Genomic DNA, 13,031 nt, shown 5'->3' on the forward strand with positions numbered 1-13,031 from the left:
GCCCCGGACCCGCCGACAAGTGTCGTAATCCGCGCCAGCTTTGGGCATGCTGCGACAGTGGATGTCCACAGTGCGGGTGGAGGGATGTCGTGGCGACGTTTCAGTGCTCCTCGTGCGGCCAGGAGATCAAGCCGGCTGTCCGCTGCCCGCACTGCGGGGCCGACCAGCCGCAGTGGGTCGAGCACCTGGCGGACATCGAGCGCTCGATCGCGGAGATGAAGGCGCGCGACGCCGCCATCGCCAGCGAGCAGCGGCAGATCGCCGCCAAGATGCAGGCCGCGCTCTTCCAGCGGGACATCCTGGCGCACGCCAGTGAGGAGCGGCTCAAGCAGGCCACCCGGCCACGGCGGGTGCTGCGCCGCCGACCCGGCCGCCGGCCACCGACCGCCACCACCGGCGCCCCGCCCCGGGTGCCCCGCCAGGGCAGCCCGCCCGCCCCGGAGGACCCCCCGCCGCCACCACCACCGCCCCGGGCGTCCTGGCTGGACGCGGACGACCCGGAGCACCCGCCGGAGGCATCCTCCCGCGAGGTGCAGAACATCCCACTCGGGCTGGGCGCGTTGCTGCTCGGGGTGGCCGCGGTGGTCTTCGCCGCGGTGGCGACCAGCTCGATGGACGCGCTGGCCCGGCTCGGCATCCTGCTCCTCGCCACCGTCCTGATGCTGCTCGCCCCACCGGCGCTGGCCCGGCGCGGGCTCACCTCGACCGCCGAGACGATCTCCGCGGTCGGCCTGCTGCTGGTGCCGCTGGCCGGAAACGCCCTGTGGGCGGTGGACCGGATCGGCAACGGGGGCTCCTCCGGAGCCGTCTTCGCCGGGGTGATCTTCGCGTTTACCGCCGCCGTCGCGTTCGGGTACGCCAGGTGGACGGGTCTGCGCACACCCCGGTTCGCCACCGTGCTCGCCGCGCAGCCGGTGCTGCCGCTGCTCGCGTACGACCGGATCACCGGGCCGGGTGGTTGGGCCCTGCTGCTGACGCTGGTCGCCCTCTTCGACCTCTGGCTGACCCGCACCGGGGTCGCCGTGGAGCGGCCCGTCCGGCAGGACCTGCCGGAGCCCGGCATGCCCCCGGCGCCCCGGCAACGCAGCGCCGAGAGCCGACCCGAGGGCGACCCGGAGGAGGCCGCCGAGCTGCTCAACGCCGATGCCGGGGCCGCCGACACCCGGCCGACCCGCCCGGTGCCCGGGCTGCGCGAGCTGATCTGGCTGCTGCACGCGGTGGCGGTCGCCGTCGCCCTGGCGTACGCCGTCACCGCCCTGCTCCAGGCCGAGACCGTGCCGGCGGCGACCGGCGCCGGGGTGGCGCTGCTGCTGGCCGCCGCGGTCGGGCTGGCCGGCGCGCTGGTGCTGCGCCGCCCGCCGCTGCCCGACGTCGCGGCCGGCATCCTCACCCTGGCCGTGATCGGCGCGCTCGGCCGGATCGCCTCGGTGGCCCTGCCCGGCCGGTCGTTGCTGCTGATCGCGGCGGTCATCACGGTGACCGGGCTGGCGGTGCGCGCGGTCCCCGAGGCCGCCCGGCGCGGCCCGCAGGTCGCCTCGGCGGTGGCGCTCACCGTCAGCGGGCTGGTGGTCGCCGGGGGCGCGCTGCGCGCCGGAGTGGCGCCGGTCCAGGCGGTACTGCCCGCCTGGGGCGCCGACCTCGACCAGTACCAGGCCGAACTGGCCGCTGCGGTCGGCCCCACCACCTGGCAGCTCGCCGCCGCCGCGTTCCTGCTCACCATCGCCGCGGTGCTGGCCCTGCCGCCGGAGATCCGCCGCGAGTTCGCGGTCGCCGGGGCGACGCTGACCGCGCTAGCCGTGCCGGCGTCGTTCGGTCTCGGCTGGGCGTACGCGCCCTGGCCGATGGTGCTCACCGCAGTCGGCATCGGCGTGATCGGCCTCTCCGCGCGGACCAGCCGGGCCGCCATGGCGCATGGCATCGGGGCCGCCGTGGTGGGCATGTTCGGTGCGGGCGCCAGCCTGGTCGGGCCGACGCTCACCGCCGCGGTCCTGCTCACCCTCTTCGCGGCCGGCGCGCTGGTCGCGCTGGCACCCCGGATCCGGATCGCCTCGGCCGCAGCCGACACGGTCGCCGCCTGGGCCGCGGGGGGTGCCGCTTTCGCGCTGCCCGGGGCGGTCGCCGCGTTCGTGGCCGCCACCGTGCCGACCGATCCCACCCCCACCCCCGCCAGCCTGCGCGAGGTGACCGTCCCGGTGCTGGCGGCGAGTTTCCTCGCGGTCTGCGTGACCCTCGGCTACGCCGCCGTGGTGCAGGTCTCCCAGCGGCGCATCCCGACACCGCTGTCCGTCGGCACCGGTCTGGGCGCACTGGTGGTCACCGCCGCCGCCTTCGGCGCACCCGGGGCGACCGTCGCCGACGCCTGGGTCGGCGCACTACTGCTGGTCGCCGCCGTGCTGCTCTTCCTGGCACCGTCGATCGACGCCGGACGCCGCTCCGACCTCACCCTGGACGGCTCCGACCTGGCCGCCGCGGCGGTGACCACCGCCCTGATCGCCACGCTGGTCCGGATCGCCTCGGTGCTCACCCCGGGCGGGCAGTTGGCGGTGGCCGCCGGTCTGGTGCTGGTGGTCGCCGTAGGTGCTCGCGCCATGCCCGAGGAGTGGCGGCGCGGGCCGATCCTCGGCATCACCGTCGGCGGCGCACTGATCGGCATCCTCGCCGGCTGGACGGCGCTGCGCGGCGGGCTGGGCGTGCTGGCCACGCCCGGTCCGATCTGGGACGGCAACCTGACCGACTGGCCGGCCGCGCCGACCGGAGGCGCCACCTGGCAGGCCCCGGTCGCGCTGGCCCTGCTGGCCGTCGCCGCCGGCATCCTGCTCCCGCCGCCCTGGCGGTGGGACGTGTCCGGCGCCGCGGTGGTGCTCGCCACGATCGGCGCACCGACCGCCTTCGACCTGCCCTGGTGGTCGCCGGTCCTGGTCGGCGGGATGGTCGCCACCGTCTTCGGCATGGCCGCCGTGGCCACGGAGGAGGCCCGGGCGGGGCTGTCCCGGGCCACCGTGGCCGGGGTGGTCGCGCTGCACGCGGCCGGCGCCGGCCTGGTCCGGCCGTGGACCACCGCGCTGGCGCTGGGCAGCATCGCACTGATCGGCGTGGTGGTGGCCACCCTGGCCCGCGTACTGGCGGGTCCGCAGGTGACCGACATCGAAACCGACGGGATGCCGCCGCACCTGGCGCAGATCGGCGGTGCGGCGGCCGGTGCCGCGCTGCTGGCCCTCCCCGGCGCGGTAGCCGCGCTGTCCGCCGAGTTCCAACACTCGGCGCAGGTGGTGCTGACCGCAGCGCTGGCCGCGTCCAGCCTGGGCCTGGCCGCCGCGGCCGCAGTCCGCCGGCAGGTGCCGCAGTACCTGCCCTGGGTCAGCGTGGCCGTGGTTGGCGGGGCCACCATCAGCGCGCTCGCCGCCATCCCCACCGGCCTCCCCTCGGGTGTCTACGCGGCCGCCGCCGCCCTGCTCGGCGTGCTCGCCGAGTTGATCCGGGCGGCCACCGTGCCGCCGACCGGCTCGGCCCAGCCGGTCCGCCGCTGGGCGGTGCTGTTCAGCGGCGCGATGCGGCGGTTGCCAGACGACCCGGACCGTCGGCGATGGCGGGTCAGCCCGTCCGCCGGCGCGCTGGCCGCGGCGGCCCTACCGACCGCCCTGGCGCTCGCCTCGATCGGACCAGCCCTGGTCACCGCCCTGGTCGAACCGCACCGCACGTTGGCCCGCATCTGGGAGGGGCCGCCGCCGGAGCTGCTCACCCCGCCCCCGGACGTGGTCAACCCGACCCACGTGCTGACCGCGCTGCTGCTCACCGCGACCGCGGCGCTGGCCGCCACCGGGTTCAGCGGCGGGCGGCGGTCCCGGGCCGTACCGGTGGTGCTGCCCGGCGCCGCCGTCACGCTGCTGATCGCGCCCATCGCGCTGGGCATGGGTTGGCCGGCGAGCACCGTCGCCGCGCTCTCCGTCTTCACCATCGCGATGCTCGGCCTCGCGATGACCCCGCCGCCGCCGCTGGTCGAGCCGGCCCGTTCGCTACGGCTGGCCCGGGTGCTGGTGTTCCTCATCGGGTTGGCCGGCGGCGGCGCCGGGCTGGCCGGCAGCCTGGCCGACCGGCAGCTGACCCTGTTCACCCTCGGCAGCGCGGTCGGCGTGGGCGCGGTGGCGGCGCTGTTCGGCACCACTCAGCGAGCGCGCATCCTCGGCTGGCTCTTCGCATCGCTGATGGCGCAGCTCTTCGTGCTCACCGTCGGCCTGGTCGCCGGCCTGGCCGCGGTCTGGTCCGCGTTCGGTGTGCTGGCCGTCGGTGCGGTCCTGCAGGTGCTCGCCGCGACCCTGCCCCGGTTGCGCCGTCCCGAGGCGCAGCGCGAGGCCTCCACGGTGGAGTGGAGCGGGTACGCGGCGGCGCTGATCGCCTTCGCCCTCGCCTTCGACTCGCCCCGCCACATCGCCGCCCTGCTGGCCGCCTGGGGCGCGGTCCTCGGCGTGGCGGCGACCCGGCCCGGTCGGCGGCCGGTGGAGCGCCGGATCCTCTTCTGGTCGGTGGTGGTCTGCGAGATCACCGCCTGGTGGATCCTGATGCGCGTCGCCGACGTGGCGCTGCCCGAGGCGTACACCCTGCCCTTCGCCGCGCTGGCCCTGCTGGTGGGGGTGCTCGAGTTGCGCCACCGGCCGGACCTGAGCAGCTGGGTGGCGTACGGGCCGGCGCTGGTCGCCGCGTTCGTGCCCACCCTGGCGATCGTGCTGGCCACCGAATCCAGCACGCTGCGGCAGATGCTGCTGCTGCTCGGCGCGGTGGCGGTGCTGATCTTCGGCTCGACCAGCCGGCAGCAGGCGCCGGTGATCGTCGGCGCGTCGGTCACCGCGATCACCGCGATCCACGCGCTGTTCAGCCTCGGCCCATGGCTGGCGCTGATCCCGGTGGGCATCCTGCTGCTGATCCTCGGCGCCAGCAACGAGCGCCGCCGCCGCGCCCAGGAACGCCTACAGACCGCGCTACGCGGCATGAGATGAAAACGGAGGGTCGTGCGGCGTGCGTGAGTGGGCACGGTGAGTGTGCCGGGTTCGTACGTCCGGCGCGGGGGGGGTTAGGTGAGGGTGGCCTGGAGGGCGGCGTCCTTGGCGACGATCAGCTGTTCCAGGTCCTGCTGGTAGGTCGTCATCCGCGCGCGGAGGTCCTCGTCGGCGACGCCGAGGATCCGCACGGCCAGCAGGCCGGCGTTGCGGGCGTTGCCGATCGACACGGTGGCCACCGGGATCCCGGCCGGCATCTGCACGATGGACAGCAGCGAATCCATGCCGTCGAGGTGCTTCAGTGGCACCGGCACGCCGATCACCGGCAGCGGGGTCACCGAGGCGACCATGCCCGGCAGGGCGGCGGCACCGCCCGCACCGGCGATGATCACCTTGAGACCCCGGTCGACGGCGTCGCGGCCGTAGTCGATCATCGCGACCGGGGTCCGGTGCGCCGAGATCACCCGGACCTCGTAGGACACCCCGAAGTCGTCCAGCACCTCGGCCGCGGCCCGCATCGTTGGCCAGTCCGAGTCGCTGCCCATGATCAGCCCGACAGTGGTCACTGCGGTCCCCTCTTCGTTCGCGACTGCAGGGCTCGGGCTCACTCGTGCCCCTCACGCAGCCAGCGGGCGGCCCGCGCGGCCCGCGCCCGTACGTCGTCCAGGTCGTCCCCGAGCACGGTGACGTGCCCGATCTTGCGGCCGGGTCGTACCTGCTTGCCGTAGAGATGCACCTTGGCCCCCGGCTCGGCGGCGAAGAGGTGGTGCAGCCGCTCGTCGATCGACATCCCGCCCGGCTCGCCGCCGAGCACGTTCGCCATCACCACGACCGGCGCGGCCAACGCGGTGTCGCCCATCGGGTAGTCCAGCACCGCCCGCAGGTGCTGCTCGAACTGGGAGGTCCGAGCCCCCTCGATGGTCCAGTGCCCGGAGTTGTGCGGACGCATCGCCAGCTCGTTGACCACGATCGCCGGTCGGCCGGCCTCGTCGCGCACCTCGAAGAGTTCCACGGCGAGCAGGCCGACCACGCCGAGCGCGGTGGCCAGGTCGATGGCGAGCTGCTGGGCGGTGACCGCCAGCTCCTCGTCCAGGCCGGGTGCCGGGGCGAGCACCTCCACGTTGATGCCGTCCCGCTGCACCGTCTCGACCACCGGGTACGCGGCCACCTGGCCGAACGGCGAGCGGGCCACCTGCACGGCCAGCTCCCGGCGCAGCGGCACCCGCTCCTCGACGATCAACCGCGTGCCGCCGGCGAGCAGCGTCCGTGCCAGCTCGACGGCCTGGGTGGCATCGTCGACCAGCCAGACACCCCGGCCGTCGTAGCCACCCCGGGCCGCCTTGAGCACCACCGGCCAACCGACCTGCTCACCGAAGCCGACCAGGTCGGCGGGCTCGCCGACCGGCCGCCACACCGGGTTGGGCGCGCCCAGCTCGGTCAGGCGTTCCCGCATGACCTGCTTGTCCTGGGCGTGCAGCAGCGCGTCCGCCGGCGGGTACAGGGTGACGCCTTCCGCCGCCAGCGTGCGGATGTGCTCGGTGGGCACGTGCTCATGGTCGAAGGTGACCACGTCGCAGCCCTTGCCGAAGGTCCGCAGGGCGGCCAGGTCGGTGTGGTCGCCGTACTGGACGTCGGCGGCGACCAGCGCCGCGCCGTCGTCGGGGGCGGTCGCGAGCACACGCAGTGACTGGCCAAGGGCGATCGCGGCCTGGTGGGTCATCCGGGCCAGTTGGCCGCCACCCACCATGCCGACAACGGGCAGACCGGTACGGGAATCCATAGCGCGGCCAGCCTATCCGGGCCGCCGACGCGACCAACCGGAGGGCCGGCGCTCGCGCCCGACCCGTCCAGGCGCTCGCCGGCCAACACCCGGCGTGGGGCGCGAGCGACCTCCCGGGCACTACTCCGGGCAACCATCGGGCCGCACCCGGGCGGCGGGGACGCTCAGCCGAGTTCGGCGACCAGCTCCTCGACCGAGGTGACCGGGCGTTGACAGACGAAGCCCCGACAGACGTACGCGGCGGACCGGCCGTCGACCAGCGGCCGGTCGGCGAGCAGCGGCACACCGGGCTGGTCCGGGCGCCCGGCCACCACCACCGCGCCGGGCGGGGCGTGCCGGTGGGCGGCGGCCACCAGCGGGTCGCCGATCGGGTCGTCGGTCGCTACGGCGATCTCGTACGGCCCGGAGAGCAGCGCCTCGCCGACCGTGGCCGCGTACCCGGTGAACCGGGCGTGCTGCCCGACGATCGGCGCGACCGTGCCGAGCGCCACCTCGGCGGCCTCCCGGTAACGCGTCTCCCCGGTCAGCGCCGCGTACGCCACCAGCCCGGCGATCAGCGCCGACCGGCCGGACGGGGTGGCGTTGTCGGTCGGGTCGGCCGGCCGGGTGACCAGCCGCTCCGCGTCGTCGGCGGTGTCGTAGAAGGCGCCGCCCGGCGCCGCGAAGTGCTCCAGCGCGGTGTCCAGCAGCCCGCCGGCCAGGGTGAGCCAGCGGCCCTCGCCGGTGAGCTGGTGCAGCGCGCAGAACGCCTCGGCCACGCAGCCGTAGTCCTCCAGCACGCCCGCCGGCTCACCGACCACACCGCCCCGGGAGACCCGGCGTAGCCGGCCGTCCACCAGGTGCACGGAGGCCAGGTGCTCGGCGGCGTCGCGCATCGCGCCGTCGGCGACGATGGTGACGCCCTCCATCAGGTTGGCATCCTCGTCCTGTGGCGACGCGTACAGCGCGGCCACCTGCTGGAACTCGACGATGGCGGTGATCGCCAGGCCGTTCCAGGCCGCCACCACCTTGTCGTCGCGGGCCGGTTGCGGACGGGTGTCCCGGGCCGTGAGCAGTCGACCCACCACCTGCTGCCAGCGGACCCGGGTCTCGGGTGCGACGTCGTCGACGTCCCGGGCGAGCCGGAGCACGCTCATGCCGTGCTCGAAGGTGCCCTCCTCGGTCACGGCGAACAGGTCGGCGGCGAACCGCCCGTCGTCCTCGCCCAGCACCTCGACGAGTTGGGCCGGCGTCCAGGCGTAGGTGAGCCCCTCGACGCCCTCCGTGTCGGCGTCCAGCGCGGACGCGAACCCGTCCCCCGGCCGGTGCAGCTCGTCGGCGAGGAACCGGGCGGTGTCCCGGGCCACCCGACGGGCCAGCGGGTCGCCGGTCAGCCGCCAGAGCTGGGTGTAGAGCCGGAGCAGCAGGGCGTTGTCGTAGAGCATCTTCTCGAAGTGCGGCACCGTCCAGTGCCCGTCCACCGAGTACCGCGCGAAGCCCCCGGCGAGCTGGTCGTAGATGCCGCCCCGGGCCATCGCCTCGGCGGTGTGGCGGACGATCTCCAGGCTGCGCGGGTCGCCCGTCCGCTGGTGCTGGCGCAGCAGGAAGAGCAGGTTCATGTGCGGTGGGAACTTCGGCGCGCCCCCGAAACCGCCGTTCGTCGCGTCGTACTCGCCGGCCAGCTTGGCGGCCGCGGCGTCGAGCAGCGGGGCGTCCAGCGGCGCGGTGGGACCGCCCACGGCCTGGGCGCCCCCGATCGCCTCGACCACCGCGGCGCCCTGACGCACCACTTCCTCGCGCTGGTCCCGCCAGGCGGCGGCGACCGACTGGAGCAGCCGGACGAAGTTGGCCCGCGGGAAGTAGGTGCCGCAGAAGAACGGGGTGCCGTCCGGGGTGGCGAAGACGGTCATCGGCCAGCCGCCCTGGCCGGTCATCGCCTGGGTGGCGGTCATGTAGACGGCGTCGACGTCCGGACGCTCCTCACGGTCCACCTTGATCGACACGAAGTCGGCGTTCATCAGCGCGCCGACCTGCTCGTTCTCGAACGACTCGTGCGCCATCACATGGCACCAGTGACACGCGGCGTAACCGACCGAGATGAGTACCGGTACGTCCCGTCGTTTCGCCTCGGCGAACGCCTCGTCGCACCAGGGCCACCAGTCGACCGGGTTGTCGGCGTGCTGGAGCAGGTATGGACTGGTGGCGCCGGCGAGTCGGTTCACCCGACGACCATAGCCAGCCCCGGCGCGGACCGCGCAGGCTCCGCCCGGATGGTCAGGCCGGCCGGTGTGGCCGCCCCGTCCGAAACCGATCAGCGGGAGGGTCGCCCCGACGGTCAGGAGGCGCCGTCGGCGCGGAGTCGGAAGACGTTCGACTCCGCCGAGTCGCGCAGCGACCCGAGCACCGCGCCGATCTTGTCGGCCGGCATCGGCTTGAAGAAGTGGTAGCCCTGCGCCGAGGTGCAGCCCAGCTCGGTCAGGGCGATCCGCTGCTCGGCGGTCTCCACCCCCTCTGCCACCACGCGCAGGCCAAGCTCGTGGGCGAGGCCCACAGTGGTCCGTACGATCGCCGCCGCCTCGGGCGAGTCGGCCATTCGGATCACGAACGAGCGGTCCACCTTCAACTCGTCCACCGCGATCCGGGTGAGGAACGTCAGCGAGGAGAAGCCGGTGCCGAAGTCGTCCACCGCGAGTTGCACACCCATCGACCGGAGCGTCGCCAGCACCTCGTCGATGACCTCCAGCTCGCTCATCACCACCGTCTCGGTGATCTCCAGGACCAGCCGGTGTGGTGGGACCTGGTGCCGGCGCAGCGCGTCGGCGATCTCTGCCGGCAGTCGGGGGTCGAGCAGGCTGCGCGCCGACAGGTTGACCGAGATCGGGACGTCCAGCCCCTCCAGGGCCCAGCCGGCGGCCACACCGAGCGCCTTGTCCAGCACGTACCGGGTGAATGCGCCGAGCTGCTCGCTGTTCTCCACGGGGCGGATGAAGTCGGCCGGGCTCAGCCAGCCACGCCGGGGGTGCCGCCACCGGATCAGCGCCTCCACCCCGGTGGGCGCGCCGGTGGCCAGGTCGACCGCCGGCTGCAACGCCAGCACCAGCTGGTCGTCGACCTCCAGCGCCTCCCGCAACTCGGCCAGCAGGGCGAGCTGATCGGTGCTGGCCGCGTCCCGGGCGCTGTCGTAGGCGGCGACGCTGCCGCCGCCCTCCTTGGCCTGGTACATCGCGATGTCGGCCCGGCGCAGCAGCTCGGTCAGGTCGGCGGTGCCGGCGTCGGCCACGACCACCCCGACGGAGACCTCGATCGACATGCGTACGCCGGCCACCTCGGTCGGCGCGGCGAGCCGCTCGGCGATCTCACGGGCCTGGCGCAGCGCGTGCGCAATCGGGGCGGCCCGGTCACCGAGCACCGGCACCGAGGTGAGCAGCAGCGCGAACTCGTCGCCGCCGAGCCGGCCGAGCAGGTCACCGGGGCGGGCCAACGCGCTGAGCCGGTTCGCGGTCAACCGCAGAAGCTGGTCACCGGCGGCGTGCCCGAGGGTGTCGTTGACTTCCTTGAACTGGTTGATGTCCAACAACAGCAGCGCCACCGGGTGATCGTGCGCGAGCTGCCGCAGCGACTGATCGCCCTTGCCGAGCATGGCGGCCCGGTTGGCCAGCCCGGTGAGTGGGTCGTGCACCGCCTCGTACGACGAGCGGGCGGTGACCAGCCGCAGCTCGCGGTGGGTCGCGGCGTCGTGCAGCGCGGCCGCGAGCGCGTCGCCGAACGCGGCCACCGCGTCGCGTTCCCGGGCGGCGGGCGGGGCGGAGCGGGGGAACCGGATCCGCAGCTGACCGACCGGCGCGGCACCCACCGTCAGTGGACGGATCAGCTCGTCCTCATCGGGCTCGGACGGGCGCGGCGGGTCGACCTCCCGGTCGACGAGCTGGCCACCGGCGTCACCCCGGTAGCGGCGCCACCGGCCGTCGGCCCGAGCCACGTCGACGTCCACCAGCTCGGCGTTGAACAGCGTCAGCGCGCCGGTCACCGCCGCGCTGGCCACGCCCCGCTCGTCGAGCTGGTTGAGGGCCGCGGTGGCCTCGGCGAAAGCTCGCCACGTCCGGCGCTCCTGGTCGGAACGCAACCGGTAGCGGTAGGTCTGCTGAAGCAGCCAGAGCAGCGGCGGAAGCAGCAGCAGCCACCGTGGGTCGAGCTCCAGCAGCGCGACCACCACCAGGCCGACCGCCAGGTTGCCGACGAACATCAGCAGCTTGCCGCGCAGGGCGGCGAGCAGTGGTGGCCCGATCGGCACTCCGTGCCGCAGGCCCAGCGTCACCCCACCGAGCCAGGCGGTCACCAGGAGGTAGGTCACCGACCCGGCGATCACGGCCAGCGCCAGCCTCGGGGTGGGCGGGGCGAGCAGCGGCTGCCCCAGCGCGCTGGTCACGGACACGGCCAGTGCCGACGCGGCGGCCAGCGACGCGGCGATCCGGACGATCTCCAGCGGCGGGCGGCGGTCGTTGTGCAGTGAGTGCACCGTCCAGGCCAGGCCGGCACCGAGGAGGGTGGCCAACGGCAGCCAGCCGGCGGGCGCCAGGTAGAGGCAGACGATCAGCGCCGCCTCGCCCCAGGTGATGCTGACCATTCCGGCGGCCGAGCGGAACCGCAGCCGGGCGAACTGGGCGACAGCGAGGACGGCGACGGCGATGCCGAAGCGGGCCGGACCGCCGAGCGGGTCGTCGGCCGGCAGCCCATCCGGCAGGGTCAGCCCGACCCCGGCGGCGACCAGTGCGGTCAGCGTCACGGCGGCGGTGAGCACGAGCAGCCGAGCGGGCATGCCGCGCACCCCGAGCCGGTCGAACGGATCGCCGGCCGGGCCGGAGGTCATCGACCTCCCCCGTCAGCCGACCGACCGACGGTACGGCGGGCGGCCGGTGCTGTGACGGTCATCGGCGCCCCCTTCCGCACACGGCTCGGGGACTTTTGGTCCCCCCGGCGGAAGGCTAAGCCAAACCGGGTGGTCGCAACAGGGGTCGACCACCCGGTTCGGCGTGAATCATGCGCGGACTACCCGTTCCGGTGCTGCTGGTGCCCGTTGGGAGCGGGCGTGGATGAATCGTGCGCCGCGGTCTCGTCTGTCGGATCAGCGACTGCCGATTCGGCCCTGGTCGGGTCGGTCGGGTGCGCCTGCTGCGGGAACCGGTCGGGCAGCCGGCGCAGCCGGGCGTTCATGTTGCGGATCAGCAGGATGGTCGCGGTGGCCAGCAGCAGGATGAGGAAGAGGCCCATCGGCCCAGCCAGGCCACCCGTGCGGGTATCCCCGAAGTTGTTCTCCGCGAGCACCTCGGCAGCGGTCAGCATGGTGTTCCTCCGATGGGCGACTGGTTACCAGAGTAGCGCCGTACGGAATCAGCGCGCGTGCGCCGTCTCCCGCACGCCCGCGAAGAGATCGGACTCGGGCATCGGGCTGTCCACCACGGAACGGGCCAGCTCGTAGTCCTCGGTCGGCCAGGCGCGCTGCTGGAGCTCCATCGGCACGTGGAACCAGAAACCGTCCGGGTCGACCTGGGTGGCGTGGGCGCGCAGCGCGTCGGCGCGGACCGGGAAGTAGTCGGCGCACTCCACCCGGGTGGTGATCCGGGGGCCCTTGTCCGGCCGCTCCTCCCAGCGCTTGAGCCAGTCCTCGTAGGGCGACTCCAGGCCGGCGGCGAGCATGCCCTCGTGCAGAGCCATGATCTTGGCCTTGGAGAAGCCGATGTCGTAGTAGAGCTTCAGCGGCTGCCACGGGGTGCCCAGCCCCGGGTAGCGCTCCGGGTCGCCGGCGGCCTCGAAGGCGGCCACGCTCACCTTGTGGCACATGATGTGGTCGGGGTGCGGGTAGCCGCCCTCTTCGTCGTACGTGGTCACCACGTGTGGACGGAACTCGCGCATCAGCCGCACCAGCGGGCCGGCGGCCACCTCGACGTCCTGGAGGGCGAAGCAGCCCTCCGGCAGCGGAGGCAGCGGGTCGCCCTCGGGCAGCCCGGAGTCGACGAAGCCGAGCCAGGCCTGCTCGACGCCGAGGATCGCCCGGGCGGCGTCCATCTCCGCGCGCCGGATGTCGGCGATGTTGGCCCACACGTCGGGTCGGTCGAGCTTGGGATTCAGCACACTGCCGCGCTCCCCGCCGGTGCACGTCACGACCAGGACATCCGCCCCCTCTGCGACGTACTTCGCCGTGGTCGCTGCACCCTTGCTCGACTCGTCGTCCGGGTGCGCGTGCACGGCCATGAGACGCAGTTGCTCTGCCAACTTCGGCGCTC

The 13,031-nt window shown here is 74.3% G+C and carries 7 protein-coding genes; 1 reads left to right on the top strand and 6 read right to left on the bottom strand.

What is annotated here, in order from left to right; genetic code table 11:
- The first annotated feature begins 89 nt into the window (after nt 1-89).
- The gene (locus OG990_RS24810) at nt 90-4,991 is read left to right on the top strand and encodes an SCO7613 C-terminal domain-containing membrane protein (RefSeq protein ID WP_406077344.1); all 4,902 of its coding nucleotides are present in this window, start codon (nt 90-92) and stop codon (nt 4,989-4,991) included.
- A 74-nt stretch (nt 4,992-5,065) separates the two neighbouring features.
- Here OG990_RS24810 and purE read toward each other — a convergent pair whose 3' ends face one another.
- The 6 genes from purE to mca form a co-directional block, all read right to left on the bottom strand.
- Nucleotides 5,066-5,557 (bottom strand): 5-(carboxyamino)imidazole ribonucleotide mutase, encoded by a 492-nt coding sequence (gene purE / locus OG990_RS24815; RefSeq protein ID WP_328423655.1) that lies wholly within the window; start codon nt 5,555-5,557, stop codon nt 5,066-5,068.
- Between the two features lie 38 nt (nt 5,558-5,595).
- Entirely contained in the window at nt 5,596-6,771 is a 1,176-nt protein-coding gene (locus tag OG990_RS24820; RefSeq protein WP_328423653.1) for a 5-(carboxyamino)imidazole ribonucleotide synthase, read from the bottom strand.
- A 164-nt stretch (nt 6,772-6,935) separates the two neighbouring features.
- Nucleotides 6,936-8,972 (bottom strand): thioredoxin domain-containing protein, encoded by a 2,037-nt coding sequence (locus tag OG990_RS24825; protein WP_406077345.1) that lies wholly within the window; start codon nt 8,970-8,972, stop codon nt 6,936-6,938.
- A 113-nt stretch (nt 8,973-9,085) separates the two neighbouring features.
- Nucleotides 9,086-11,566: a putative bifunctional diguanylate cyclase/phosphodiesterase gene (locus tag OG990_RS24830; RefSeq protein WP_386986627.1), complete on the bottom strand. Its 2,481-nt coding sequence runs from the start codon at nt 11,564-11,566 to the stop codon at nt 9,086-9,088.
- Between the two features lie 230 nt (nt 11,567-11,796).
- Nucleotides 11,797-12,090, bottom strand: a complete 294-nt coding sequence (locus OG990_RS24835) for a hypothetical protein (protein WP_328423647.1) — start codon at nt 12,088-12,090, stop codon at nt 11,797-11,799.
- Nucleotides 12,091-12,138: 48 nt separating this feature from the next.
- Nucleotides 12,139-13,020 (bottom strand): mycothiol conjugate amidase Mca, encoded by an 882-nt coding sequence (gene mca, locus OG990_RS24840; protein WP_406077346.1) that lies wholly within the window; start codon nt 13,018-13,020, stop codon nt 12,139-12,141.
- Nucleotides 13,021-13,031 lie beyond the last annotated feature (11 nt).

Source organism: Micromonospora sp. NBC_00858 (assembly GCF_045207365.1).
Classification (GTDB): domain Bacteria; phylum Actinomycetota; class Actinomycetes; order Mycobacteriales; family Micromonosporaceae; genus Micromonospora.

What these genes read in the sequence shown, in the direction of transcription:
- OG990_RS24820 (WP_328423653.1), bottom strand. Translation starts at nt 6,771, where the DNA reads ATGGATTCCCGTACCGGTCTGCCCGTTGTCGGCATGGTGGGTGGCGGC.
- OG990_RS24830 (WP_386986627.1), bottom strand. Translation starts at nt 11,566, where the DNA reads ATGCCCGCTCGGCTGCTCGTGCTCACCGCCGCCGTGACGCTGACCGCA.
- OG990_RS24835 (WP_328423647.1), bottom strand. Translation starts at nt 12,090, where the DNA reads ATGCTGACCGCTGCCGAGGTGCTCGCGGAGAACAACTTCGGGGATACC.